The 24,855-nt window shown below is 71.4% G+C and carries 22 protein-coding genes and 1 tRNA gene; 13 read left to right on the forward strand and 10 right to left on the reverse strand.

Annotated features, from left to right (window positions below; translation table 11 throughout):
• Positions 1–264: 264 nt before the first annotated feature.
• Positions 265–349 (reverse strand) — tRNA-Ser (locus tag OG332_RS21135).
• Between the two features lie 164 nt (positions 350–513).
• Here OG332_RS21135 and OG332_RS21140 point away from each other — a divergent pair.
• The gene (locus tag OG332_RS21140; protein WP_327414937.1) at positions 514–1,527 is read left to right on the forward strand and encodes a hypothetical protein; all 1,014 of its coding nucleotides are present in this window, start codon (positions 514–516) and stop codon (positions 1,525–1,527) included.
• Between the two features lie 29 nt (positions 1,528–1,556).
• On the opposite strand, the gene OG332_RS21145 is transcribed toward OG332_RS21140, so the two are convergent.
• The 5 genes from OG332_RS21145 to OG332_RS21165 form a co-directional block, all read right to left on the reverse strand.
• Positions 1,557–2,504, reverse strand: a complete 948-nt coding sequence (locus tag OG332_RS21145) for a trypsin-like serine peptidase (RefSeq protein ID WP_327414938.1) — start codon at positions 2,502–2,504, stop codon at positions 1,557–1,559.
• A gap of 299 nt (positions 2,505–2,803) precedes the next feature.
• Entirely contained in the window at positions 2,804–3,850 is a 1,047-nt protein-coding gene (locus tag OG332_RS21150) for a YeiH family protein (protein WP_442816185.1), read from the reverse strand.
• Complete coding sequence (locus OG332_RS21155) at positions 3,850–4,398, reverse strand: cysteine dioxygenase family protein (RefSeq protein ID WP_327414940.1); 549 nt, start codon at positions 4,396–4,398, stop codon at positions 3,850–3,852. Before OG332_RS21155 ends, OG332_RS21150 begins: the two co-directional genes overlap by 1 nt.
• 101 nt (positions 4,399–4,499) lie before the next feature.
• Entirely contained in the window at positions 4,500–5,405 is a 906-nt protein-coding gene (locus OG332_RS21160) for a LysR family transcriptional regulator (protein WP_327414941.1), read from the reverse strand.
• A gap of 90 nt (positions 5,406–5,495) precedes the next feature.
• Complete coding sequence (locus OG332_RS21165; RefSeq protein WP_327414942.1) at positions 5,496–6,998, reverse strand: S1C family serine protease; 1,503 nt, start codon at positions 6,996–6,998, stop codon at positions 5,496–5,498.
• A 237-nt stretch (positions 6,999–7,235) separates the two neighbouring features.
• Between OG332_RS21165 and OG332_RS21170 the strand changes: the two genes are divergently transcribed.
• From OG332_RS21170 to OG332_RS21180, 3 genes are all read left to right on the forward strand, one after another.
• Positions 7,236–8,024 (forward strand): glycerophosphodiester phosphodiesterase, encoded by a 789-nt coding sequence (locus tag OG332_RS21170; RefSeq protein ID WP_327419322.1) that lies wholly within the window; start codon positions 7,236–7,238, stop codon positions 8,022–8,024.
• A gap of 213 nt (positions 8,025–8,237) precedes the next feature.
• A complete protein-coding gene (locus OG332_RS21175; protein WP_442816186.1) occupies positions 8,238–8,711 on the forward strand; it encodes an ATP-binding protein in 474 nt (157 codons plus the stop codon).
• 215 nt (positions 8,712–8,926) lie between these two features.
• Positions 8,927–9,901: a DUF5926 family protein gene (locus tag OG332_RS21180; RefSeq protein WP_327414943.1), complete on the forward strand. Its 975-nt coding sequence runs from the start codon at positions 8,927–8,929 to the stop codon at positions 9,899–9,901.
• A gap of 180 nt (positions 9,902–10,081) precedes the next feature.
• Here the strand turns inward: OG332_RS21180 and OG332_RS21185 are convergent, their stop codons facing one another.
• Entirely contained in the window at positions 10,082–10,651 is a 570-nt protein-coding gene (locus OG332_RS21185; RefSeq protein ID WP_327414944.1) for a hypothetical protein, read from the reverse strand.
• Between the two features lie 109 nt (positions 10,652–10,760).
• Entirely contained in the window at positions 10,761–11,534 is a 774-nt protein-coding gene (locus OG332_RS21190) for a bifunctional DNA primase/polymerase (RefSeq protein WP_327414945.1), read from the reverse strand.
• A gap of 400 nt (positions 11,535–11,934) precedes the next feature.
• Here OG332_RS21190 and OG332_RS21195 point away from each other — a divergent pair, with 400 nt between their 5' ends.
• Together OG332_RS21195 and OG332_RS21200 are read left to right on the forward strand one after the other, a co-directional pair.
• The gene (locus OG332_RS21195) at positions 11,935–13,488 is read left to right on the forward strand and encodes a PP2C family protein-serine/threonine phosphatase (protein WP_327414946.1); all 1,554 of its coding nucleotides are present in this window, start codon (positions 11,935–11,937) and stop codon (positions 13,486–13,488) included.
• Between the two features lie 153 nt (positions 13,489–13,641).
• Positions 13,642–15,108 carry an aminopeptidase P family protein gene (locus OG332_RS21200; protein WP_327414947.1) on the forward strand — a complete coding sequence of 489 codons (1,467 nt, stop codon included), beginning with the start codon at positions 13,642–13,644 and terminating at the stop codon, positions 15,106–15,108.
• Between the two features lie 125 nt (positions 15,109–15,233).
• Here OG332_RS21200 and OG332_RS21205 read toward each other — a convergent pair whose 3' ends face one another.
• Together OG332_RS21205 and OG332_RS21210 are read right to left on the reverse strand one after the other, a co-directional pair.
• Entirely contained in the window at positions 15,234–16,814 is a 1,581-nt protein-coding gene (locus tag OG332_RS21205) for an IS1182 family transposase (protein WP_327412293.1), read from the reverse strand.
• Between the two features lie 62 nt (positions 16,815–16,876).
• Complete coding sequence (locus OG332_RS21210) at positions 16,877–17,320, reverse strand: ATP-binding protein (protein ID WP_327414948.1); 444 nt, start codon at positions 17,318–17,320, stop codon at positions 16,877–16,879.
• Positions 17,321–17,545: 225 nt separating this feature from the next.
• Between OG332_RS21210 and OG332_RS21215 the strand changes: the two genes are divergently transcribed.
• The 7 genes from OG332_RS21215 to pheA all read left to right on the forward strand — a co-directional run bounded on the left by OG332_RS21215 (position 17,546) and on the right by pheA (position 24,722).
• Positions 17,546–18,388: a hypothetical protein gene (locus tag OG332_RS21215; protein ID WP_327414949.1), complete on the forward strand. Its 843-nt coding sequence runs from the start codon at positions 17,546–17,548 to the stop codon at positions 18,386–18,388.
• A gap of 108 nt (positions 18,389–18,496) precedes the next feature.
• Entirely contained in the window at positions 18,497–19,219 is a 723-nt protein-coding gene (locus OG332_RS21220) for a YcnI family copper-binding membrane protein (RefSeq protein WP_327414951.1), read from the forward strand.
• Between the two features lie 66 nt (positions 19,220–19,285).
• Positions 19,286–19,939, forward strand: a complete 654-nt coding sequence (locus tag OG332_RS21225) for an SCO family protein (RefSeq protein ID WP_327414952.1) — start codon at positions 19,286–19,288, stop codon at positions 19,937–19,939.
• The gene (locus tag OG332_RS21230; protein WP_327414953.1) at positions 19,936–20,415 is read left to right on the forward strand and encodes a copper chaperone PCu(A)C; all 480 of its coding nucleotides are present in this window, start codon (positions 19,936–19,938) and stop codon (positions 20,413–20,415) included. Before OG332_RS21225 ends, OG332_RS21230 begins: the two co-directional genes overlap by 4 nt.
• Before the next feature lie 22 nt (positions 20,416–20,437).
• On the forward strand, positions 20,438–22,462 hold the full coding sequence (locus OG332_RS21235) for a copper resistance CopC/CopD family protein (RefSeq protein WP_327414954.1): 2,025 nt from the start codon (positions 20,438–20,440) through the stop codon (positions 22,460–22,462).
• A 4-nt stretch (positions 22,463–22,466) separates the two neighbouring features.
• Entirely contained in the window at positions 22,467–23,744 is a 1,278-nt protein-coding gene (gene efeB / locus OG332_RS21240) for an iron uptake transporter deferrochelatase/peroxidase subunit (protein WP_327414956.1), read from the forward strand.
• Positions 23,745–23,786: 42 nt separating this feature from the next.
• Positions 23,787–24,722 (forward strand): prephenate dehydratase, encoded by a 936-nt coding sequence (gene pheA / locus OG332_RS21245; RefSeq protein ID WP_327414957.1) that lies wholly within the window; start codon positions 23,787–23,789, stop codon positions 24,720–24,722.
• The last annotated feature ends 133 nt before the right edge of the window (positions 24,723–24,855 follow it).

Here is a 24,855-nt window from a genome sequence, read left to right on the forward strand (position 1 = left end):
CAAATCCATCGGGGGCATGTCAACCGGCCATATGGCTCAAAGGCGTTGGTACGCCCGGCCCTCCGCGGTTGCGTGGCGATACTCACATTCGCCGAGGTCAGGGGGGCCGGCCACGTCAGCAGAAGCCAGTGGGTGGCACGCGTCCCCGGCGGCTGGCGCAGGCGCTGAATTCGCAGAGGGAAACCACGGACGTCGGCAGCGGCGGACGGCCCGCACGACACAACGGCCCCCGACCAGGTCTCCCGGTCGGGGGCCGTTCATGTGCGGTGGGTGTGGGATTTGAACCCACGGTGACTCGCGCCACGACGGTTTTCAAGACCGTTCCCTTAGGCCGCTCGGGCAACCCACCCTCGCCCCGGCCGACCAGCGGCGGAGCGGGGTACAGAGTACCGGCTGGCGCCACTGCTCGGGGCTCCCTCGAATCGCCGTTGCGATTTCCGCCGGTGGGTGCGCATACTCCGCTGCGCTCAGCGCTCGAACAACCGGGCGACTTTCAAGGCATCAGGGACATCCATGGCCGCAATCATCCTCATAGGTTCTCTCGTGGCCGCGTACTGGCTGCGGTACGGGCTGCTCCCCCTTCGGCCCCAGAACGGCCGGCTGCCCGGGCCCGATCCGCAACTCCAGCCCGTCCTCAAGGCCGTCCGCACGGGGGAGTGGGAGCCGGCGGCCCTCCTCGTGGGCTCTGCCGGGAGCGACTGGAACCTGCGCGCGCACTACGTGCAGCACCTCGCGTACACGGCCGTCTACGACGACGACGCCTGGCTCGGAAAGTGGCACGCCGCCCGCCCCGAGGACCCGGACGCCATGCTGGTCAGCGCGTGCGCGCGCGTCGAGTACGCCTGGAAGCTGCGAGGAGCCGCCTACGCGAGCGCGACCTCCACCGAGCAGTTCCAGGGCTTCCACCGTGAGTTGGTCGGGGCTCAGCAGGATCTCGCGCACATCGCCGCACTGAACCCCGATGACCCCACCCCGCTCGCCAAGGAGATCTGGGTCGCCCTCGGACTGGGGTACTCCAAGGAGCAGATGCGATCTCTGTGGACCGAGGTCACCAAGCGGGCGCCCGACCACTACCAGGCCCACTCCGCCGCCCTGCAGTACAAGTGCCGCAAGTGGCGCGGTTCCGCCCAGGAGGCCGAGCAGTTCGCAGCCGAGGCCGCTCGACGGGCGCCGAGGGGCAGCCTGCTGACCGTGCTGCCGCTGGTCTCCTGGTACGAGCACCACGTCCTCAGTGCCGAGGGGCGCGTGCCCGCCGATTTCTTCCGGACCCCGGTGCTCACCGCGCTCGTCGACGCCGCTCTCGACGACGTGGCCGCAGCCGAAGGCCACCCGAACCTGCCCTCGGCACGGCACGCGCTCGCGTACTTCCTGCTCCGCCAGGGCCGCTACCGGGCAGCGGTGGAGCAGTTCCGCCACGTCGACGGCTACGCGGAAGCGTTCCCCTGGCGGTACCGGCCGTGGAAGAAGCTGTCCTACCGTGCCCACCGCACGCGGGCCATGTGGGGAGCCCTGCTCACCCGCGGGTGAGCGAGGCCTGCCGGGCTCCCCACATCGGGTCAGGAGACCTGGGCCTTGTCGTAGGCCGCCTTCGCCTCGTTGCCGAAGTAGGGGCCGTACATCCGGTTCGGCAGGAAGGTGTAGCCGAAGCTGTTCACCGAGACCTGGGTGCCCAGGCCCGTGGCCTCGTTGAAGTCCTGGAACCAGGGGCCGCCGCTGGAACCGCCGGTCATGTTGCAGGCCAGGCTGTGGTCGCGGGTCAGCAGGAAGTCCTTGCCGCTGTTGCCGCTGCAGTAGACCAGCTTCGTTCCGTCGTACGGGGCCGCGGCCGGGAAGCCGAAGGAGTACATCTTCTTGTTGTAGCCGCCGTTGAACAGGATGCCCTGGGCGCCGACGGCCTGGCTGAGGGTCTGGCCGTTCAGCGGGGCGACGACGGCCAGGCCGACGTCCATGTTCATGTCCTCGCTCGCCGCCCACTGGTCGGTGGCGAAGGTCTTGGTGGCCGACCACTGGCCGTAGGGCGCGGACCCGTTGTTGTAGGCCGGCACGAAGACCCAGTTCGTGTGCCAGGCGCCCTGGTACTTCACGCAGTGGCCGGCCGTGATGACCGTGCTGCCGTTGGCGCTGGTCACCGAGTCGCCCGAGCAGGAGGCGGTCCGGTCACCCATCGTGAATAAGACCCGGCCCGAGGTCTTCACGACCGCGCCGCCGCCCGTCCACGCGCCGCCCGCCTGCGGGAAGGCGGTGGGGGACGCGGCCGCCGTCGGGGGGATCCTGGTGGCCGCCGGCGAGGAGGCGGCCGGGGTGCGGGACGTGCCGGGGACCGCCGTCACGTCGAGCGGGGTGGCGCTCCGCATCCGCTCGGCGGTCCAGAAGCCGGAGGTGTGCTGCTGCCGGAAGGACGCGGGGGCGTCCGCCGCGACCGAGGGACCGGCCGCCGTCAGGACGCCCGCGACCAGGGCTCCCGCCGAGAGCAGGACGGATAAGGCCGTGCGATGACGATTCACGCATGACTCCTTCTGCCGTGCCCGGTCCGGTGAAGCCGGGCAGGGTGGGGGTGAAGAACGGTCGGTGCGGATCGGCCGTGCGTGGTGCGCGTGCGTGGTGCGCGTGCGTGGTGCGCGTGCGTGGTGCGCGTGCGTGGTGCGCGTGCGTGGTGCGCGTGCGTGGTGCGCGTGCGTGGTGGCTTGTGCCTGGTGCGGCCTTGTCGGGGCAGAGTGGCACGGCCGCGCGTCAATGTCAGCGGGCAGTCAGAACGTTCGGTCGGTTCCGGCCAGGAATTGGCCAACTCCTCGCCGTTGCACCGTCATACGGTGAGCACCACGCCCGCGTACGAAACGCCGGCCACCACCACCCACGCCCCGAGCCCCAGCGCCGCCGCCCGCCCCCCGGTCCGGGCCAGCGTCGGCAGGTGCACCGCGCTCCCCAGGCCGAACAGGGCCGCTGCCAGGAGTGCCTCCTGCGCGGTGTGTGCCCACTCCAGCGCTACGTCGGGCAGTGCGCCGGTGGCGCGCAGCGCGGCCGCGGCCAGGAAGCCGGCGACGAACAGCGGAACCGGGGCCGGCCGGCGCCCCGAGGCCGTGCGCACCCCGCGTCGCCGGGCCCGCACGGAGAAGGCCACGACCGCCACCAGCGGGGCGAGTAGCGCCACCCTCATGAGCTTGACCAGCACCGCCTCACCCAAGGCGTCCGGGCCTGCGGTCTGCGCGGTCGCCACCACCTGGCCGACGTCGTGGACGCCGGCGCCGACCCACCGTCCGAAAGCCGGGTCGGAGAGTCCCAACGGGCCTTGGAGGAGAGGGAGTACCGCGATGGCGAGGGTTCCGCAGAGGGTGACCAGCGCCACGGAGGCAGCCACGTCCTCCTCGTCGCTGCCCGACACCTCGCTCACCGCGCCGATCGCCGAGGCCCCGCAGATCGAGTAGCCGGTGGCGATCAGCAGCGGCTGGTCGCCGGGGAGGCCGAGACGCCGCCCGAGCCAGACGGTTCCGAGGAAGGTGGCCGCGACCACCCCCACCACCATCGCCACCGTGGCCCAGCCGAGCCGGAGCACCTGGTCCAGCCCCAGGCCGAGGCCCAGCAGCACGATGCCGATCCGCATGAGCCGCCGGCCGGCCAGGGAAAGGCCCGGGCGCGCGGTTCCGCGTACGAAGGTCCGCAGACCGGGGAGATGCGCCACCGCGATGCCCAGCACCACCGAGGCCGTCAGCATGGGTACGGCGGACACGAGACGGTGGATGCACCAGGCGGTCAGCGCCCCGCCCACGGCCATCGCCAACCCGGTCCAGGGAGTGGATGTTTCACGTGAAACATGCCGGACCGCCGCGCCGTGCGGGCGGTGGAGGAGGGCCATCAGTCGACGGGGAGCGTATAGACGCGGCGGATGCTGGTGCCCAGCCGGGACACGTCGGCCCCGTACACGTGCACGGATATCGCCTTGGTGCCACAGGAGTTGCGCACCTTGTGGATGTCGCCGGGCGGGGCGAAGCCGCAGACCTCACCCTGTGCGTTGACCACGTCCTCGGTGGCCACCAGGCGGGCCGGGCCGACGCCCGGCGCGAGCCGGAAGCGGCGTTCGCTCTCCTCGCCCTGGTGCACTCCGGCCACGCACCACGACACGTGGTCGTGGATGCAGGTCTCCTGCCCGGGCAGCCAGACCAGGGCCACCACCGAGAAGCTGCCGTCCGACTCGGCGTGCAGGATGTGCTGGCGGTACCGCTCCGGGTCGCCCTCCTGCTGCGCCGGCGCCAGGAGGTCGGGCGCGCCCAGGTGCGGGGCGAGCCGTTCACCCACCAGATACGCGGTGAGGTCGGGAGCCAGCCCCCGCTCCACGACGGTGCGGATCTCACTGACGAGGGCGGCCATCCTCGTGGTGGTGCGGGCCGGCGTGGTGGTGGTCATATCGGCAGCGTGCTGCCGTCGTTCCATCACGTCCAACGACAGTTATGACCTGAAATCCCAAGCACTGCTTATGGGTTGACCCGCAGCTGACCCTGGGTTGATCAGCAGCCGACCCGGTTCGCCGCCGCCTGCTTCAGTGCGTCGAGGACCACGGCCGTCGCCGGAATCCGCAGGTGGTCCCGGTAGACGTAGGCGGCGATGTGCCGGCGCGCGGCGGGCTGGAGCGCCCGCCCGCAGACCCGGCTCAGCGAGAGGGAAGGCAGCACCAAGGCGGGCATCATCGCCACCCCCAGCCCCTGTGCGACCAGGCTCTGCACCACCAGGTTGTCGTCGGTGGCGAAGCGGATGTCGGGTACGAAGCCCAGCTCCGCGCACTCGTGCAGCAGGTTCGCCCGGCAGCGCGGACAGCCGGCGATCCAGCGTTCCTCGGCGAGGTCGGCCAGGTGCACGGCGCGGCGCCGGGCCAGGGGGTGCCCGGTCGGGAGCAGCACCGTCAGCTGGTCCTCCAGCAGCCTGACCTCGGCGACCTCCTCCGGGATCTCCTCGTGCAGGCCGGGATAGGTGAAGGCCAGGGTGATGTCGCACTCGCCGCGCTCCAGCCGGCGCAGCGATTCCGGCGGCTCGCCCTCCAGCAGCTCCACCTGGACGCCCGGATGGTCTTTGGCCAGGCCGCTCAGGGCCTCCGGTACGAGGGTGACGTTGGCGCTGGGGAAACCGCACAACCTGACCCGCCCGGTGCGCAGGCGGGCGTACGCCCTCAGCTGCGCCTCGGCGGCGGAGAGGTTGCCGAGGATGGTCTCGGCGTGCCGGGAGAGCGACTCCCCGGCCTCGGTGAGCTGCATCTTGCGGCCCACGCGGGTGAACAGCGGGGTGCCGACGGCGCGTTCGAGCGCCTTCATCTGCTGGGTGATGGCGGGCTGGGTGTACCCCAGCACGCGGGCGGCCGCCGAGTACGACCCGGAGGCGACCACCGCGTGAAAGGTCCGTATGTGCCGGGAATCGAACACCAACGAAGCATAAGCGGACGTTGGAGGGGCCGTAGGCAGAATCCCGCCTACGGCCCCCTCGTCATCGGGCCACCGCCGTGGCCGTTACCGCTACTTGTCGCCGACCCGCGAGCCAAGCGTGATGTCGACCGTGGTCGGCTTGCCGCTGCGCAGGTAGGTCAGCTTCACGGTGTCGCCGGGCTTGTACGTCCAGATCATGCTGATCAGGGTCGGGCCGCTGTCGACCGGCCTGCCGCCGAACTCGGTGATGACGTCGCCGGGCTTCAGGCCGGCCTTGCCCGCCGGGCCGTTCGGGTCTACCAGCTCGTTGGCCGCCGCACCCTGCTCGGAGATCTTCGCGCCCTCCGCCTTGGCCTGGAGGTCCACGGAGACCGAGATCACCGGGTAGACCGGCTTGCCCGTCTTGATCAGCGATTCGGCGACGTTCTTCGCCTGGTTGATCGGGATGGCGAAGCCGAGGCCGATGGAACCGGCCTGGCCGCCGCCGAAGCCGCCGTTGCCGGCCGACTGGATGGCGGAGTTGATGCCGATGACCGCGCCGCGGCCGTCGAGCAGCGGGCCGCCGGAGTTGCCCGGGTTGATCGAGGCGTCGGTCTGGAGCGCGCTCATGTAGGAGTTCTTGCTGCCGCTGCCGTCTCCGGAGGCGACCGGGCGGTTCTTGGCGCTGACGATGCCGGTGGTGACCGTGTTGGACAGGCCGAAGGGGGCGCCGATCGCGATGGTCGAGTCGCCGACCGCGACCTTGTCGGAGTCGCCGAGCGGCAGCGGCTTGAGGCCGGCCGGCGGGTTCTTCAGCTTGAGGACGGCGACGTCGTAGCCCTGGGCTCGGCCCACCACCTCGGCGTCGTACTTCTTGCCGTCGGAGAAGATCGCGAAGAGCTTGCCGCCGTTCGCGGCGGAGGCCACCACGTGGTTGTTGGTGAGGATGTGGCCCTGCTGGTCGTAGACGAACCCGGTGCCGGTGCCGCCCTCGCCGTCGCCTGCCGAGGCCTCGATGGTGACCACGCTGGGCAGTGCGCCCGCGGCCAGGCCGGCGATGGAGCCCGCTTCGCGCTTGATGTCCTTGGGGATGGCCGCGCTGATCGTGGTCGAGCCGGTGCCGTTGTTGCTGCGCTCGGCGGCCCAGTAGCCGACGCCGCCGCCGATGCCGCCCGCGAGGAGGGCCGCCACGAGCACGCCCGCGATGAGGCCGCCCTTGCCCTTCGGCTTGGGCGCGGGGGCGCCGTCGGTGGTCAGGGGAGCACCCCAGGCACCGCCGCCGTGACCACCGTACGCCGGCACGGTGGGCGGCGGGGGCGGCCAGCCCTCGGCTCCGTGTGCGGCCGGCGCGAGAGCCTGACCGTAGGCCGGCGCGGGCGGGATGTGCTGGGTGGGCTCGGTAGCGGGCGTCGGCGGCAGCTGCTGGGTCACCGGCTCGGCGGCCACGGGCCCGGTCGCCGGAGCGGCCGGGACGTGCGCCGCGGCCTGCGGTGCGGCGTCGGCCGGCTGCGGAGCAAGCTCGTGTCCCGCCTGCGTCTCGGAGGCCGGAGCAGGGGGTACGGACGGGGCCGCGGGGGGTGTGGGGGCCGCGGTGCCCTCGTTCTCGTTGCTCACAGCGCTCTCTCCTCGTCACACACGGCTTCGAAAAATCTCTGGCGATCGGTCCGACTGAACGTTCGACGTGCCGCACAAGTTCCTGGGCAAAGCCTTTCCCATGACCCGTCAGAGCACTGTAAGCCGGACCTGTGCATCTCTCCCCATTCTTTATATCCGACATTTCGGACGGATCCACAGGATGGACCTCGACGCCGGGGGCCCCCTCGGTGGCACGATGACCCGGTGACCCACGCAATGCCGCGCACCATCCAGGTCGTCGCCCACCGCGGCGCCTCGGAGGACGCCCCCGAGCACACCCTGGCCGCCTACCGCAAGGCGATCGAGGACGGCGCCGACGGCCTCGAATGCGATGTCCGGCTCACCGCCGACGGCCACCTGGTGCTGGTCCACGACCGCCGGGTGAACCGAACCTCGAACGGCCGCGGCGCCGTATCGGCCCTGGAGCTGGCCGATCTCGCCGCTCTCGACTTCGGCTCCTGGAAGGACCGCGAGGAGTCCCCCGACTGGGACGCGGACCCCGAACGGACCTCCGTCCTCACCCTGGAGCGCCTGCTGGAGCTCGTCTCCGACGCCGGACGTCCCGTACAGCTCGCGATCGAGACGAAGCACCCGACCCGCTGGGCCGGACAGGTGGAAGAACGCCTCCTCTTCCTCCTCAAGCGCTTCGGCCTGGACACCCCGCCCGCCGCGGGGCCGCACCCGGTCCGGGTCATGAGCTTCTCCGCGCGCTCCCTGCACCGGGTGCAGGCGGCCGCCCCGACGATCCCGACCGTGTACCTGATGCAGTTCATCTCGCCCCGGATGCGGGACGGGCGGCTGCCGGCCGGGGTGACGATCGCCGGCCCCGGGATGCGGATCGTGCGCAACCACCCCGGCTACATCCGCAGGCTCCAGGACGCGGGCCACTCCGTACACGTATGGACAGTGAACGAGCCCGAAGACGTTCAGCTCTGCGCTGATCTGGGTGTGGAAGCGATCATCACGAACAGACCCCGCCAAGTTCTGTCCCAACTGGGGCGCTGACGTCCCGATTTGCGCACCCGTCACCCCTGACTCTCCAGTAACAGGGTGTGCTCCGGCGCATCCGCTCCGCATTCGTTCGGCATGAATGCGTCAGAGGGGCCCGCTTCGGCGGTTTCCGGTCCAGGCCATTGGGGCATCCAGACCATGCGTGGGGCTAAGGAGGTTCCGGGGGTGGCGTTGGTGGTGGCACAAGAAGTGCCCACGTCGTCGTGCATGGACGTACGCCATGGTCCTGCGGGCGTGGGCGAGGCGAGACACCGGATGCGCGAACAACTGCGTATCAGCGGTGTGCCCGAATCGGTCGTGGACGATGCCGTACTGATCCTTTCCGAACTGCTCAGCAACGCCTGCCGACACGGCAGGCCCCTGGGCACGCGGGAAGTCGGGGACGGGGAGATACGCGCCGCATGGCGCGTCGACAGAGCGGGGCGGCTGACGGTCGAGGTCACGGACGGGGGCGGTCCCACCCGCCCTGTTCCTGCAACGCCCTCGGTCACCGCGCGCGGCGGCCGGGGGCTGAACATCATCAGCGCCCTTGCCCAGGACTGGGGTGTCCGGGACGGAGCGGCGGGTGAGGTCACCGTGTGGGTGGTCGTTGCCTGTGGGCCCCGGCACGAGGATTTCGCTACGCGCGTTGCGCCCCCGGCGATCGACTTCAGCACGGCGTTCGACGACCTGGACCCCTGACTGCGGGATCCCTGACAGCACAGCCCTGCAGCACACGTGAAGCACAGTGATCCGCACGACCAACAGAACAGCAGTACCGGTCATCCGCACAGGCGGCCGTCCGGGAGCGCACGCCGACCGTGCTCCCGGCCGCACCCCACCGGTTCCGGCGGTACGAACGGCTAGGCTCGCGCCCAGACAAGACGCCGTACCGCCGCAACCGGGAGACACGCACGATGGCCAAGAAGCGCCCCGCAGCCAAGACTGCAAAGCCGCAGCTCAACAACGGTGAGATCCCCGTTGTGGGCGCGCGCGAGCCCTGCCCCTGCGGATCCGGGCGCCGCTACAAGGCCTGCCACGGCGCAGCCGCCGCCCACGCCGTCACCGAGCACGTGCAGCGCCCGTTCGAGGGCCTGCCGGGCGAGTGCGACTGGGTCGCGCTGCGCGAGCTCGTGCCCGCCGCCACCGTCCCGCTCACCCTCAAGGGCGGTCTGCCCGAGGGCGTTCCCTCCGTCACGCTGGTGACCGTACTGCCCATGGCCTGGCCGGCGCTGCGCCGCGAGGACGGGTCCGTCCTCCTCGGCCTGCAGAACGACTCGTCCAGCGGGGACCTCGGCCGCGACATGGCCGACACGCTGGAGCGCGCGCTCGTAGCGGAGCCCGGTACTCCGGTCGCTGCCCGCCGGGTTCCCGCCGAGGGCCCCCGACTTCAGGATCTCCTGGACGCGGACGGCGGTTTCGAGCCGGTTGTGCACAGCGGCTTCGAATTCTGGATTCCGGAATCCGAGAGCGCGCAGAACGCCTCCCCGGAGATCGCCGCCTCGCTGGAGCGCGCCAACGCGGCCGCCATTCCCACCGTCAAGCTGACCGGCGTGGACGCCGCCTACTGGTGCGAGACCCCGGAGAAGAACCACCTGCGCTGGGTCATGCCGCACCCCGAGGAGAAGCTGCTCGACGCCCTCGCGCGGCTGCACGCGGCCGGCACGACCTCCCTCGGCGAGGGCACGAAGCTCGTCGGTTCCTTCCGCGCGCACGGCCTCGTGGTCCCCGTCTGGGACCTGCCCACCGGGGTGACGGCCGACGACGTCGAGAAGCCCGCGGCAGAGTTCGCGGAGCGGCTGGCCGGGGCCCTGGCCACGGACGCCCCGCTGACCACGGAGGAGCGCCGGGCACGCGGCGGACTCACCAACCGCCAGGTGACCCTCAGCTGACCGAGCGCACGCGTGGAGCCGGTGACCGGAGTCACAACTCCCGCTAATCGTCTGCAAATCGGTGTCTGAATATCAGAGATCGAATTTGCGAACAGGCGATCTCTTGTTACCGTTCTTGTAGCCCGGTCGCTGGTGCATCCCCCGTCGCCAGCGACCGGGCCCTTCCATTTACGGCGGTACTCAACCGTCACGCGGTCCCGACGAGTTGCTCCCGGACCGCAGCAGCAGCTCCCCTTCATCATCCGGAACTGCAAACTCCGCTACGGCCGAGTAACTGTCCGGATCGCCGGCCGACTCTTCCTTCGGCGTCTCGCACAGGCCCGGCTCGTCGCCCGCGCCGACCACGCAGCGGATCTGCACCGTGCGCCCGGCCGGACCCATCATCGTCAGCACGGCATCCAGCGCGCGACCACTCGTGTTCCTGTAGTAACTCCGGCCCCACGTATGGCCCTCGCCCACCAGCACGCAGGTCTGCGCCTCCACTCCGTGCGGCGAGGACAGTTCAGGACCGCAGCGGGAATCGGTCCGGGGCTGCTCGGCCGGACCGGGCTTCCCAGGCTCCACCGCCGCCGGCCGCGCCGGGGCCGCGGGGGACGTACGAGAAGAGTCCGAAAGCCCGAGCGCCGAGAACAGGCCGCCGCCTTTTCCGTCACCCTGACCGGCAAAATCCGGCCCGGCGATCGCTCCGGCGAGCGGGAGCGACAAGATGATCAGCACACCGGTGCCGATACCGATCAGGCGGAGATTCATTCGCCGAAGATAGCGACGCGGGAATGGGGCGCGGAGATCCCCGCGCCCAATTCCCCTCGAAACTGGTCCCGCTGGCACCCGTACGAGTGATCCGCCGACGCCCTGCAGGTCAGTACGCGAGCCTGCTGCCACCGCCGGGTGCGCCGCTGCTCGCTTCGACCAGCGCGTCCACGACCGCCTCGACCTCGGGCAGCCAGAGGTTCACCCCACCCTGCGGTTCCGGCTCCGCCGTCGACTGCGGCTGTGCCTGCCGCTGTTGTTGCTTCCGCTGCTGGGGCTGGGGCCGCGGCTCCCGTTCCCAGCGCACCTGGCCACCGCTGGACGCGGCGGACGGCGGCAGCAACAGGTAGCCGCCCTCGCCGTGGAAGCGCAGCGAGGAGGGCACGTGGTCCTTCGCGTAGAGGAGTTCGCCGAGCCGCTCCAGCGAATACGGCGCCACCAGCAGCGACCAGCGGGTGGGAGTGGCCACGACCGGCCCGAGCCGCATGCCCTGCGCGTCCAGTCGTACGAGGGCCCGCGCGGCCGCGCCCGCCGGCAGGCTCACCGCGCACGGGGCGGTCCCGCCGGTGGCCATCAGAACGGGGGCGGTGGGCCGGTTGGTCCACCACCAGACCACCATCCGGGGGTCGGTGGTGGCGGCGAGCAGCCCCGGGTCGAAGGGGTGGGCGCCGGGGACGACGCAGTCGGGATCGGGGCAGGCGCACCGCGAGCCGTCGGTGGCGGACCGGCCGACACCGGGCAGCACGGGCCACTGCCATGTGGTGGCGCAGACGAGCGCCGCGTCGAGGAGAGCGGACGCGGTGCCGCTCTGTCCCGGGTCGGGGCGCAGGGATTGAAAGCGATCGCGGAGCCGCTGGAGACGCCTTCCGAGGATCTCGCGCATGAGCGCTCGTTCCTTTCCGTTGAACGCCGAGGGCCACATCACACCAGGTAACCGGTGTCTCACCACACGTACAGGTTTCGCGTCACTGTCCGCCAGAAGCAGGTTCACACGGTTCGTGCAGTTTCTTCCATCACACGTCCGGCGGGGGCGGAGCGCGACCCGCGCCGGCGGCCGAGACCGGCTGCCGCCGCTAAGGACGACGGCCCGTGCCAGGTGGTTCCAAGCGGTTCCCGGCGGCCCCAACTGCCCCCGGGTGCCACCGAATACGTACCCGACCCCCCTGCGGCGCCCGCCCAGTCGACCTCAAAAACCGACTGCTTCCAGCTTTTTCCGGCCAAGTTCTAGCCTTGGCTCGACAGTGAGTTGCCGTCCCACGGACACCAGGATTCCCACCTGGGCAATGCTGGACATCCATCCACGTGTGCGTGTAGATGTGGATTCCTTGATGGCGGCGCAGCACGATCTGGGGGTTTGCGATGCTATATGGCGAATCGCACCAGGTGGAAAGGCGGACGCCATGAGCGCCCCGCATCTGCCGAAAGTGGCTGGAATCGATCCGGCAGTTACCGCGTCACCGCACACTGCGGCGCCCGCACCCGCCCGAACCGCCCCCGCACCGGTCCCACCGCCCGGCCCGGGCAGTGTCATCCAGGACCGGCTGGCGGGCATGGTCTCGGACCTCACCACCCTGCACGAGCTCACCGAGCGGCTGGCCCGCACCAGTGACCTCGACACCTCCCTCCACGAGTTCCTGCGCGCCGGAGCCTCACTCGTCGGCGCCCGCCGCGGCCTGATCGTCCTGGAGCCCTCCGACGGGCTCGGCCCCACCAGCACGATCGGCCTCGGTCTCGGCCACGCCGAGCTCGGCCACATCGAGACCGTGCCGCGCAGCGCGACCTCGTACGGCCGGATCCTCGACGGACTGCCCGATGCCCACGGCGGCTCCGAGGTCCTCCCCGAACCGGGCGAGCCCCCCGGCACCGGGGGTTTCGCCGCCCCCGTCGACCCCCGTCACCGCGAGGTCGCGGCCCGTCTCGGCTACGCCGCCAGCTACGCGCTCCCGCTGACCGCCGAAGCCACCGGCAGGCTCGGCGCGGCCGTCTGGCTCTACGACGAGCAGGCCGAGCCGAACGACCGCCAGCGCGACCTCGCCGGGCTGTACGTCCGGCACGCCGCCGAACACCTGGCCCGGATGCTGGAGGTGGAGCGCTCCCGCTCGCGCCTGGCGACCGTCGCCGAGGAACTGCTGCCCAGCCGGCTCCCCCGGATCCCCGGCGTGCAGCTCGCCGCCCGCCACCACACGGGGCCGCGCGGCGGCGGCGACTGGTACGACGCGCTGCCGCTACCCGAGGGCGCCCTGGGCCTGGCCGTCGGCTCCGTCACCGGATCGGGGCCGAGCGCCGTCGCCGCCATGGGGAGGCTGCGGGCATCGCTGCGCGCCTATGCCGTCATGGAGGGCGAGGACCCGGTGGCGGTCCTGTCCGACCTGGAACTGCTGCTGCGCCTCACGGAGCCGGCGCGTTCGGCCACCGCGCTCTTCGCCTACTGCGAACCGGCCGGGGGCCCGCACTCCGACGGCCAGGGCCACAAGATCATCCTGGCCGGCGCCGGACACACCCCGCCGCTCCTCATCGGCGAGCACCGCACCGAGTACGTGGAGACCTCGCTCTCCGCGCCGCTGGGCATGCTGTCCTGCTGGGAGGCGCCGAGCGTGGAAATCGAACCGGCACCCGGAGAAACGGTGCTGCTCTACACCGACGGGCTGCTGCACCACACCGGAGACCCGATGGACCGGGCCTACGCACGGCTGCACGCGGCGGCCGCGGGCGTGCCCCGCAGTGTCCGGGAGGACCCGGCGGCCCTGTGCGAGCACATCCTGCGGACCCTGCTGCCCGAGGGGGAGCCGGCCGACGCCCCCGAGGACATCGTGCTGCTCGCCGCCCGTTTCGAGTGAGCCGTCCCGGGTAGGCCGCTTCGAGTTCGGCCGGGCCGCGGTCCACGGTCCGTATCGTGACGGACGGCACGATACGGACCGGCTCTCTCCGCACACGCATACGATGGATGCGGTCCACACCCAGGTCCGTACCGTCGTAGCTGAGGAGAAGACGTGGCTGACGAGCTCACCCCGGAGACCCCGGAAGAAGAGCAGCCCAAGAAGACGCACAAGCAGCGCAAGAACGGTCTGTACCCGGGCGTCAGCGACGAACTCGCCGAGAGCATGCGCACCGGCTGGGCCGACACCGAGCTGCACGGCCTGGAGCCCATCGCCCAGGCCGGGCACACCGCCGACCGGCGCGCCGCGCTGTCCGCGCGCTTCCCCGGCGAGCGCCTCGTCGTCCCCGCCGGCCGTCTGAAGACCCGCTCGAACGACACCGAGTACCCCTTCCGCGCCTCGACCGAGTACGCGTACCTGACCGGCGACCAGACCGAGAACGGCGTCCTGGTCCTGGAGCCCACGGGGGCGGCCGGGCACACCGCCACCGTCTACCTGCTGCCGCGCTCCGACCGGGAGAACGGCGAGTTCTGGCTCTCCGGCCAGGGCGAGCTGTGGGTCGGCCGCCGCCACTCCCTCACCGAGGCCGAGCAGCTCCTGGGCATTCCCGCCAGCGACGTGCGCGCGCTCGCCGAGGCCCTCGCCGAGGCCGAGGGCCCGGTCCGGTGCGTCCGCGGCCACGACTCCGTGATCGAGTCCGCCCTCACCGACAAGGTGACCAAGGAGCGCGACGAGGAGCTGCGCGTCTACCTCTCCGAGGCCCGCGCCGTGAAGGACGCCTTCGAGATCGGCGAGCTGCAGAAGGCCGTCGACTCCACCGTCCGCGGCTTCGAGGACGTCGTGAAGGTCCTGGACAAGGCCGAGGCCACCTCCGAGCGCTACATCGAGGGCACCTTCTTCCTGCGCGCCCGCGTCGAGGGCAACGACGTCGGCTACGGCTCCATCTGCGCCGCCGGCCCGCACGCCTGCACCCTCCACTGGGTCCGCAACGACGGCGACGTCCGCTCCGGCGACCTGCTGCTGCTCGACGCCGGTGTGGAGACGCACTCCCTCTACACCGCCGACGTCACGCGCACGCTGCCGATCAACGGCACGTACACCGACATCCAGCGCAAGATCTACGACGCGGTCTACGCGTCCCAGGAAGCCGGCATCGCCGCGGTGAAGCCGGGTGCGAAGTTCCGCGACTTCCACGACGCCTCGCAGCACGTGCTGGCCGAGAAGCTCGTCGAGTGGGGTCTGCTGGAGGGCCCGGTCGAGCGCGTCCTGGAGCTGGGCCTGCAGCGCCGCTGGACCCTGCACGGCACCGGCCACATGCTCGGCATGGACGTGCACGACTGCGCCGCAGCGCGCACCGAGGCGTACGTCGACGGCACCCTGGAGCCGGGCATGTGCCTCACCGTCGAGCCGGGTCTCTACTTCCAGGCCGACGACCTGACCGTGCCCGAGGAGTACCGCGGCATCGGCGTCCGGATCGAGGACGACATCCTCGTCACGGAGGACGGCAACCGAAACCTGTCCGCCGGACTGCCCCGCACCTCGACCGAGGTCGAGGCCTGGATGGCGCGCCTCAAGGGCTGACGCCCGCGCCGGTTCGCTTCGATGGGCGGGATCCCCTGCGGGGTCCCGCCCATCACCGTGTCTAGAACGCTCCTGAAAATCTTGTCTGAGGGGCCGTCCGGTGTTGGGCTGGGTGGCTCCTCGCGTTATGCGGTGGCCGGGGTGATCGTCCAGGTGCCGCCTGTGCGGGTGAGTCCGAGGTTGATCAGGCGGCGGAGGTTGAGGGCGGCGGCGCGGTTGTGGAGCCAGGTGTTGTTCTTGATGACGCCTCGGTAGGGGACGCGGCGGTTGCCTTTGGCGACGAGCCAGGCGATGGCACGCTCGACCGGTGGTCGCCATCGGCGGTACTCGGCCTGCCAGTGGGGGTCGGTGGCGGCCTGGTCGCGGGCGGCTTTGAGCAGGTCGTACTGGGCGTGGACGCTGAAGACACGGCCGGTCTTGGAGCGGGTGCAGCGGTCCTTGAGCGGGCAGGTGGCGCACAGTTTCTTGAACTGGGCCTGGCGTGCGCCGTTGGCCAGTGGCCGGCCGAGCCGTGCGGTGTGTCCGGCGGGGCAGGTGACGTGTCCCTGTTCGGTGTCGACGGTGAACTCATCGGCGGTGAACCCGCCGGGGACCGCCGGTTTGAGCGGTGGGGGCTTCAGGACCAGGTCGTGGCCCAGGTCCTGGAGGTGTTCGCGCAGGTCGCCGGTGCCGTAGGCGGCATCGCCCAGGGCGGTGACCGGCGCGTCCTCGTCGGCGAGGAGGTCGCGGGCGACGGCTGCCTCGTGGTTGCCGGCCCCGCTGCCGGCGGTCAGCGCGACCTCGGTGAACACTCCCGCCTCGGGCTCGAAGGCCACGTGGGCGCGGAATCCTTCCTGGTGGCGGGTCCGGTTCTTGTGGATGTGACGGGCTTCGGGGTCGACCGTGGACACGGTGCGGTCGCGGACGGTGCCCCGGGCGATGCGCCAGCGCCCGTCGCGGCCGTCGGAGTCGTCGGCGGGCTCCACGTCCTGGCCCGCGACCAGGGCCAGCAGCCCGACGGCGTTCGCCGCGGCTTCCCCGAGTTCCTGCTCGGGCAGGCGGCCCAGCAGGTTCAGTGCGTCGGTGACCAGGGCGTCGACCAGGCGGGTGCGGGCCTGCTCGTCGTTCCACGCGATCTTCGGCTTGCCGGGGTCGGTGTAGTCGTGGGCGGTGCACCAGGTCGCGGCGGTCCGCTCGGCGTGGGGGACCTCGCGGATGACCCTGCGGATCGCGGCGATGAGCTGGGTGACGGTGTCCTGGGTGGCGACCGCGTCATCCAACACGGTGGAGTCCAGGGCACGGCGCTGCTTGCCTTTGAGGACGCCGGTGGCCGCGATGACCTCTCTGACCTTGTGGAACAGCCGGTTCGGGTCACTGGAGCGCTGCAGGCGGCGGCGGAAGTAGGTCAGAAGGGACGGATCGAACGCAGTGTCGTGCAAGCCGAGCCCGCAGGCGGCCTTCCACCGCAGGTCACAGCGCAGTTCCTGAACGACCTCGAAGTCGGAGAGCCCGTGCAGGCTCTGCAGCACCACCGTCACGGCCAGGACCTGCGGCGGCAGCGACGGCCGCCCGTTCGTGGACGGGTACATGTCCGCGAACATCGACCCGGGGAACAGCACCCCGCGGTGCTCGGCCAGGAACGCGAACACACCCCCGGCCGGGATCAACTCCCGGCAGGTCTCCCACACGTCCTCGCCGACGCTCTCGCCATCCCATTCCCCCTGCATACACAGCAGTCTGGCCCCGCGTCAGCACACGCGAGGCCAGAACCCAGATTTTCAGTGATCTTCTAGGACACCTTCAGCAGCGCGTCGTCGCGCCACTTGAGCATCTTGTCGAAGCTCACCACCGCGCCCCGGCCGGGCCGGTTGCGGAAGCGGACGTGGTCGGCCAGTTCGGCGATCAGATCGAGGCCCCGGCCGTGTTCGGCCAGGGCGGGTCTACGGCGGGCCTCCGTCGCGGGCGGGAACCCCGGACCGGAATCGGTCACCTCGATGCGGCAGCAGTCCCCGTCCAGGTAGGCCGTGACGTGGTAGGCCGCGGTCTCGTCCGGAAGGTCACCGCCTCCGCCGTGCTCCACGGCGTTCGCACACGCCTCGCTCAGGGCCACCGAGAGGTCGAAGGAGATGTCCGGGTCCACCCCCGCGGTCTCCATGGTCCCCAGCAGCAGTCGCCTGGCGAGCGGCACGCTCGCGGCTTCGCGCCTCAAGTGGAGAGACCACCAGATGCTCATACGCTTACCTATTGCCGCCCGCAGGGGGCCGTAAGCGCCCTGCGGCCGTCCGAGACCGCATTGCCCTCGTTCGGCCGATGCGGCTCTCCCGGGGAGCGGTGTATGCCTCCCGGAGGCACGCACCCGCCCGGGCCGAGCCGGGACGGTGTGCGCAGAGAGGGCTCATACGGACCTTCCGGACCTGCCGTATGGACGCCCTAAGCGCAGTGCGATGATGGCCCGGCCATGTCTGACCCCCACGCGACGCACGCCGGAGCCGGCCTCCGGCTCATCCGGGCCGCGGTGTTCACCGCGGTCTGCGTCGTGCTGTCCGCGGCCGGGCACGCCCTGGCGTCCTGCGCCGCCGTGCCCTGGTGGTCGCTGTGCACCGGCTTCCTCGCCGTCTTCGCCGTCGCGGCCACGCTCGCGGGCCGCCGGCGCACGCTGCCCGGCATCGCCGCCGGGCTCACCGCCGGCCAACTGGCCCTGCACGCGCTCTTCGGCCTCGGCCAGCACAACGCCGTGGCCGCGCCGGTACCGGCCGGCACCTCCGACGCTTCGCTCGCGGCACTCGCCGCCCGGCTGGTCTGCGGGGGCAACTCCGTACCGCTCAGCCAGGCCGACGCCCGGCAGATCCTGGAAGCCGCGGGTCTGGACCCGGCCGCCCTGGCCCAACAGGCCGGGCAGGTCGCGCAGGCAGGACAGGCCGCTGCGCAGGGACACAGCGCCCACGCGCACGTGGCCCAGGCCGCCACCGCAGCGCCCGCGACCGGCCTGTTCAGCCCGGCCATGCTGCTCGGCCACCTGCTGGCCGCGCTCGCCGCCGGCTGGCTGCTCGGCCGCGGCGACGCCGCTCTCTTCCGGCTCGTGGAACTGTCCCGGCTCTCCGCCGAAGCCGTCCCGGTACGCCCGCTGCGCGCCGCACTGGCCCTCGTACGGGCCCTCGGCGCCGGCCTGCCGGGCGCGCCCGCCCGGCTCCCGCAGGCCCTGCGCACCGGGGCCGACCCGGCCGCCTGCACCGGCCGGGAAGCACTCCAGCACACGGTGATCAGGCGCGGGCCGCCCACGGCCCTCGCCCTCGCAGCCTGACGCGGCACCCTCCTCCCCAGGGACACACGGTGGGAGCACCGGTGCCGCGAACTCCGCGCGCGCCCGTGCGCGGATCCACCGTCACCGCTTCCGTGGAGTGTTTCTGCCATGAAGACCTCTCGCGTCTCCTTCGCCGCCGCCCTCGCCGCCGGCACCGTCCTCGTTCTGTCCGGTACCGCCTTCGCGCACGTCGGCGTGCAGCCCGTCGGAGAGGCCGCCAAGGGTGGCTACGCGACGCTCAACTTCAAGGTCCCCAACGAGCGCGACAACGCTTCGACTACCCAGGTCGAGGTCAACTTCCCGGTCGACCAGCCGCTCACGTCCGTCATGCCGCAGGACATCCCCGGCTGGACGTCCAGCGTCGAGAAGACCAAGCTCGACAAGCCGCTGACCGTGCACGGCAAGCAGGTCAACGAGGTCGTCACCAAGGTGACCTGGACCGGCGGCAAGATCGAGGCCGGGAAGTTCCAGCAGTTCCCGGTCTCCGTCGGCAAGCTGCCCGAGAACGCCGAGCAGATGGTCTTCAAGTCCATCCAGACCTACGACAACGGCGAGGTCGTCCGCTGGATCGAGGAGGCCAAGGAAGGCGCCGCGGAACCGCAGAGCCCGGCGCCCGTCCTGAAGCTGACCGCCGCGAAGGGCGACGCCCACCACGGCGCCGCAAAGACCGACGAGGCGAAGAACACCGAAAAGGACGCCGGGCACGGCCACGACGAGGCCGCCGCCGAGCACGGCTCGGACACCACCGCGCGCGTCCTCGGCATCGCCGGCATCGTCATCGGACTCGGCGGGGTCGCCTTCGGCGTCGCCTCGCGTCGCCGCTCCGCCTGACCTGCGGCGCCCGTCGGCGCCACCGCTCCGTATCCGAACCATCCCCGATCCCAGGGACTCCTCTCCATGCGCACCACACGTGTGACGGCCGCCGCTCTCCTCGCAGCGGCCGCCCTCACCCTCACCGCCTGCGGCGGTGAGCCCGCCAAGACCGGCTCGGTCACCCAGATCTCCGGCGGCCAGAGCAACGCCAAGGCCGCGACCGTCCTGGACCGCCCCTTCGACAAGCCGGAGCTCGTCCTCACGGACACCACCGGCAAGCCGTGGAACCTGCGTGAGCAGACCAAGGGCAAGCCGACGCTGATCTACTTCGGCTACACCAGCTGCCCCGACGTGTGCCCGCTGACGATGAGCAACATCGCCGTCGCCAAGATGGCACTCCCCAAGGCCGACCAGGACAACCTGCGGATCGTCTTCGTCACCACCGACCCCGAACGGGACACTCCCGAGTCCCTCGCCTCGTGGCTCAAGGGGCAGGACCCGTCCTTCATCGGACTCACCGGGGACTTCGCCGCCATCCAGGCCGCCGCACGCACGCTCGGCATCGGTATAGAGGCGGCCAAGAAGGACGCCAACGGCAACGTCGTCTCCATGCACGGCGCGCAGGTCATCGCGTTCTCGCCCAAGACCGACGAGGGCTACGTGCTCTACGGCGAGGGCACCACCGTCGACGACTACACCAAGGACCTGCCGAAGCTCATCAAGGGAGAGAACCCGTGAACGCCCGCACCACCCGCACCCTCGCCGCCGCCCTCGCCCTGACGGCGGCCCTCGCCCTGTCCGGCTGCTCCGGCGACAGCGAGCCGAAGATGGCGGTCAGCGGCGCGTTCATGCCCCAGCCCGTGAACGACAAGATGGCCGGCGCCTTCATGGTCATCAAGAACAGCACCGAGACCGCCGACAAGCTCACCGGCGCCACCTCCCCGCTCTCCGACGATCTCCAGGTCCACGAGACCAAGGACCAGAAGATGCAGCAGGTCCAGTCGATGGACGTGCCGGCGAACGGTGAACTCCGACTGGAGCGCGGCGGCAGCCACATCATGTTCATGGGGCTCAAGAGCACCCCGAAGGTCGGGGACAAGGTCACCGTCGAGCTCCACTTCGAAAAGGCCGGCCCCGTCAAGGTCGAGCTGGACGTGAAGGAACGGACGTACGACGCGCAGACTCCGAAATCCACGGCTGGCAACGGCCACTGACGGACCGAGGAACCGACACGCCATGACGGCCACCGCCCCCTCCGCGGCCCGCGCCCCTGCCACGGCATTCCTGCCACGGCTCGCGCTGGTCCTCGCAGCCCTGCTGGCAACCCTGTTCACCGCGGCCTCACCGGCCACGGCGCACGCCGCACTCACCGCGAGCGACCCCAAGGACGGGGCGGTGGTCGCCACGGCCCCCGCCCAGGTCACGCTCTCCTTCTCGGAGCAGGTCGCGATGGGCGACGACTCCATCCGCGTCCTCGACCCCCAGGGCAGGCGCGTGGACACCGGCGAGCTGCGCGACATGTGCAGCGGGAACACCGTGCGCTACGGCACCGCCCTGCACACCGGCCTGCCCGACGGCACCTACACCGTCGCCTGGCAGGCGGTCTCGGCCGACAGCCATCCGATCTCCGGGGCCTTCACCTTCTCCATCGGCGCGCCCTCGGCCACCGATGTCACGCTGCCCACCGCGCAGGCGGGCGGCGGACCCGTGGGCATCGCGTACGGGATCGCCCGCTACGCCGCCTACGCCGGCTTCACCGTCCTCGTGGGCGGCGCCGCCTTCATCCTGCTGTGCTGGCGCCGGGGCGCCGCCGAACGGCCGCTCCAGAAGCTCGTCGTGCGCGCCTGGGTCACGCTGACCGTCGCCACCCTCGTGATGCTGGTGCTCCGGACTCCGTACACGGGCTCCGGGAAGTTCGCCGACGCCTTCGACCTCGACGGGCTCAGGGCCGTCCTGGAGACCAAGACCGGTGCCTCGCTCGTCTCCCGGCTGCTCCTGCTGGGTGCCGCCGCCCTCTTCGTCGCTGTCCTCTTCGGTGTCTACGCGCGCCGCCTGCAGAGCGCCGGCCCCGAGGAGGAGGCGAGCGCCGAGGCGTCCGAGGTGGCCAAGGACACCAACGACCTCACCTTCGGCCTGGCCATCGGCGGCGCCGTGGTTGCCGGCGGCATCGCGGCCACGTGGGCCCTCTCGGAACACGCCTCCACGGGCGTCCAGCCCGGGATCGCCATGCCGGCCGACATCCTGCACCTGCTGGCCGTCGCCACCTGGCTCGGCGGTCTCACCGCGCTACTCGTCGCCCTCCACAAGGTCCCGGGGATCGAACGCGCGGCTGTCCGGCGCTTCTCCACGGTCGCCTTCGTCAGCGTCCTGGTGCTCGCCGTCACCGGCGTGTACCAGTCCTGGCGCCAGCTCGGCAGTTGGTCCGCCCTCACCGGCACCGACTACGGCCGGCTGCTGCTCCTGAAGGTCGGCCTGGTCGCCGTCCTCCTGGGCGTCGCCTGCCTGTCCCGGAAGTGGACCGCACGGCTCGCCGACGCCCCCGAGGCAGCCGTTGCCGCCGCCGCATCGGCCGCAGAGGCGGCCGGGCCGGGCGATGTTTCACGTGAAACAGGCTCCGCGGTCTCCGAAGACCTCGACGGCTCCGACGTTTCACGTGAAACAGAACCCGTCACCGTCCCGGCGGACCCGGAGCGTGCCGCGCAGCTCGCCCGGCAGCGCGCCGCCCGTGAGAGCGCGCGCGAGAAGCAGGTCCGAGACGCCGACCCCAACCGCACCGGCCTGCGCCGCTCCGTCCTCGCCGAAGCGGGCATCGCCGTGATCCTGCTCGCCGTCACCACGGTTCTCACCAGCACCGAGCCCGGGCGCACCGTGGAGCAGGAGGTCGGCCGCGGCGGTTCCAGCGCCACCGCCGTCCCCGACCGCGCCGTCAAGATCACCCTGCCGTTCGACACCGGCGGCCAGAACGGCAAGGGGTCCGTCCGACTCGAGCTCGACCCCGGCCGGGTCGGTGCGAACACCCTTCACCTCTGGGCCGAATCCAGCGACGGCAGGCCCCTCGACCTCCCCGAGATCAAGGTCGCCTTCACCCTGCCGGCCAAGGACATCGGCCCCCTGCCGCTCGTCCCCGACCAGGCCGCCCCCGGGCACTGGACCGCATCCGGTGTCCAGCTGCCGCTCGCCGGCGAATGGCGCATCGACGTGACCGTCCGTACCTCCGACATCGACCAGACCACCGTGCAGAAGACTGTGAAGATCGGCTGACAGCGTGACCGACAGCAACCCCGACATCGAGATCTCCCGGCGCAGGCTGCTGGGCACCGTCGGCGCCGCGGGCGCCGCCGGACTCGCGCTCGGCGCCGCCGGCGGCGCCCTCGCGCACTCCGCGCTCGCTGACTCCGGGAGCGGCTCCACCACGGGCGCCACCGGAAGCCTGTCCTCCCTCGGCGCCACCCAGGTCGCCTTCCACGGGGATCACCAAGCCGGCATCACCACACCCCTGCAGGCCAAGGGGCACCTCGTCGCCTTCGACCTCACCCCCGGGGCGGGCCGTACCGAGGCCTCCGCACTGCTGCGACGGTGGTCGGACACCGCACGGCGGCTCATGGCGGGCGAGCCTTCCGCGACCTCCGACAGCGGTATCGCCCTGGATGCCGGCCCGTCCTCGCTCACCGTCACCTTCGGCTTCGGCCACTCCTTCTTCGAGCGCACCGGCCTCACCGCCCGCCGCCCCTCCGCCCTCGACCCGCTGCCGGACTTCTCCTCCGACCGGCTCGACGCCCAGCGCAGCAACGGCGACCTGTGGGTCCAGATCGGCTCCGACGACGGACTCGTCGCCTTCCACGCCCTGCGCGCCCTGCAGAAGGACGCCGGGGACGCCGCCCGCGTCCGCTGGCAGATGAACGGCTTCAACCGGTCCCCCGGAGCCACCGGCACCCCGATGACCGCCCGCAACCTCATGGGCCAGATCGACGGCACCGGCAACCCGAAGCCCTCGCAGCCCGACTTCGACAAGCGGATCTTCGTCCCCTCGGCGGGCCCCGGGCCGGCCGAGCACGCCTGGATGGCCGGGGGCTCGTACGCCGTCGTACGTCGCATCCGGATGCTGCTCGACGACTGGGACAAGCAGTCGCTCGCCCAGCAGGAGCAGGTCATAGGCCGCACCAAGGCCACCGGTGCCCCACTGACCGGCGGCACGGAGACCACCAAGATGGCGCTCGACAAGTTCGGCGCCGACGGCAAGCCGGTCATCCCGTCCAACGCGCATGCCCGGATCTCGGCCCCCGAGCAGAACGGCGGGGCGGCCATGCTGCGCCGCCCCTTCTCCTTCCACGACGGGATCGGCTCCGACGGCGCCCCGGACGCCGGACTCCTCTTCGTCTGCTGGCAGGCCGATCCGCTGCGCGGGTTCGTACCCGTACAGCGCAAGCTCGACCGCGGGGACGCGCTGTCGGAGTTCATCCGGCACGAGTCCAGTGGCTTGTACGCGGTTCCGCCCGGCCCCCGCAGCGGCGAATACGTGGGGCAGCGGCTGCTCGAAGGGTGAACAGGACCCCGGTGGGCGTGACCCCGGCATTACGCTGATCGCATGTCAGCCACCCGCTTCACGTATCTCGGTCCCGAGGGCACTTTCACCGAGGCCGCCCTGCGCACCCTGCCGGAAGCCGCGACCCGGGAGCTCATCCCGATGGTGTCGGTTCCGGCCGCCCTGGACGCCGTGCGCAACGGCGAGGCGGCCGCCGCACTCGTCCCGATCGAGAACTCGGTCGAGGGCGGGGTCACCGCCACCCTCGACGAGCTGGCCTCGGGCGAACCGCTGATGATCTACCGCGAGGTGCTGCTGCCCATCGCCTTCGCGCTGCTCGTGCGGCCCGGGACGTCGCTGTCGGACGTCAAGACCGTCACGGGTCACCCGGTCGCCCAGCCCCAGGTGCGCAACTGGCTGCGGGCGAACCTGCCCGACGCGGTGTGGGAGTCGGCCGCCTCGAACGCCGACGGCGCCCGGCTGGTCCAGGAGGGCCGCTTCGACGCCGCCTTCGCGGGCGAATTCGCCGCGGCCACGTACGGGCTCGTCCCGCTGGTCACCGAGATCCATGACGCTGAGAACGCCGAGACCCGGTTCGTGCTCGTGGGACGCCCCGCACGGCCCGCCGCGCCGACCGGCGCGGACAAGACCTCCGTCGTGCTGTGGCTCGGCGACGACCACCCGGGTGCGCTGCTGGAGCTCCTGCAGGAGTTCGCGGTCCGCGGGGTCAACCTGATGCTGATCCAGTCCCGTCCAACGGGACAGGGCATCGGCAACTACTGCTTCGCCGTCGACGCCGAGGGCCACATCTCGGACCGACGGGTCAGCGAGGCGCTCATGGGCCTCAAGCGGACCTGCCCGCAGGTCCGCTTCCTCGGGTCCTATCCGCGTGCCGGCGTCGCTCAGAGTGATGTCAGGGCGCCTCGGGCCGGAACCTCCGACGGCGACTTCACGGATGCTTCCGACTGGCTGACTCGTTGCCTCGACGGCCGGGCGTAGGGCGTCGTCCACCGCCCCGCCCGCTGTCCACAGAGTTATCCACAGGGTGGGACGGCAGCCTGGGGACAAGTCGACAGAGCGGCATGACAAGGTCGACAAATCGGTTGGGGGCTCAGGTTTCGCGCTGAGGAGC

It is taken from the genome of Streptomyces sp. NBC_01233, assembly GCF_035989305.1.
Taxonomy (GTDB): domain Bacteria; phylum Actinomycetota; class Actinomycetes; order Streptomycetales; family Streptomycetaceae; genus Streptomyces.

What these genes read in the sequence shown, in the direction of transcription:
- OG332_RS21140 (WP_327414937.1), top strand. Translation starts at nt 514, where the DNA reads ATGGCCGCAATCATCCTCATAGGTTCTCTCGTGGCCGCGTACTGGCTG.
- OG332_RS21150 (WP_442816185.1), bottom strand. Translation starts at nt 3,850, where the DNA reads ATGGCCCTCCTCCACCGCCCGCACGGCGCGGCGGTCCGGCATGTTTCA.
- OG332_RS21155 (WP_327414940.1), bottom strand. Translation starts at nt 4,398, where the DNA reads ATGACCACCACCACGCCGGCCCGCACCACCACGAGGATGGCCGCCCTC.
- OG332_RS21170 (WP_327419322.1), top strand. Translation starts at nt 7,236, where the DNA reads ATGCCGCGCACCATCCAGGTCGTCGCCCACCGCGGCGCCTCGGAGGAC.
- OG332_RS21175 (WP_442816186.1), top strand. Translation starts at nt 8,238, where the DNA reads ATGGACGTACGCCATGGTCCTGCGGGCGTGGGCGAGGCGAGACACCGG.
- OG332_RS21180 (WP_327414943.1), top strand. Translation starts at nt 8,927, where the DNA reads ATGGCCAAGAAGCGCCCCGCAGCCAAGACTGCAAAGCCGCAGCTCAAC.
- OG332_RS21185 (WP_327414944.1), bottom strand. Translation starts at nt 10,651, where the DNA reads ATGAATCTCCGCCTGATCGGTATCGGCACCGGTGTGCTGATCATCTTG.
- OG332_RS21190 (WP_327414945.1), bottom strand. Translation starts at nt 11,534, where the DNA reads ATGCGCGAGATCCTCGGAAGGCGTCTCCAGCGGCTCCGCGATCGCTTT.
- OG332_RS21195 (WP_327414946.1), top strand. Translation starts at nt 11,935, where the DNA reads ATGCTGGACATCCATCCACGTGTGCGTGTAGATGTGGATTCCTTGATG.
- OG332_RS21205 (WP_327412293.1), bottom strand. Translation starts at nt 16,814, where the DNA reads ATGCAGGGGGAATGGGATGGCGAGAGCGTCGGCGAGGACGTGTGGGAG.
- OG332_RS21210 (WP_327414948.1), bottom strand. Translation starts at nt 17,320, where the DNA reads ATGAGCATCTGGTGGTCTCTCCACTTGAGGCGCGAAGCCGCGAGCGTG.
- OG332_RS21215 (WP_327414949.1), top strand. Translation starts at nt 17,546, where the DNA reads ATGTCTGACCCCCACGCGACGCACGCCGGAGCCGGCCTCCGGCTCATC.
- OG332_RS21220 (WP_327414951.1), top strand. Translation starts at nt 18,497, where the DNA reads ATGAAGACCTCTCGCGTCTCCTTCGCCGCCGCCCTCGCCGCCGGCACC.
- OG332_RS21225 (WP_327414952.1), top strand. Translation starts at nt 19,286, where the DNA reads ATGCGCACCACACGTGTGACGGCCGCCGCTCTCCTCGCAGCGGCCGCC.
- OG332_RS21235 (WP_327414954.1), top strand. Translation starts at nt 20,438, where the DNA reads ATGACGGCCACCGCCCCCTCCGCGGCCCGCGCCCCTGCCACGGCATTC.
- pheA (WP_327414957.1), top strand. Translation starts at nt 23,787, where the DNA reads ATGTCAGCCACCCGCTTCACGTATCTCGGTCCCGAGGGCACTTTCACC.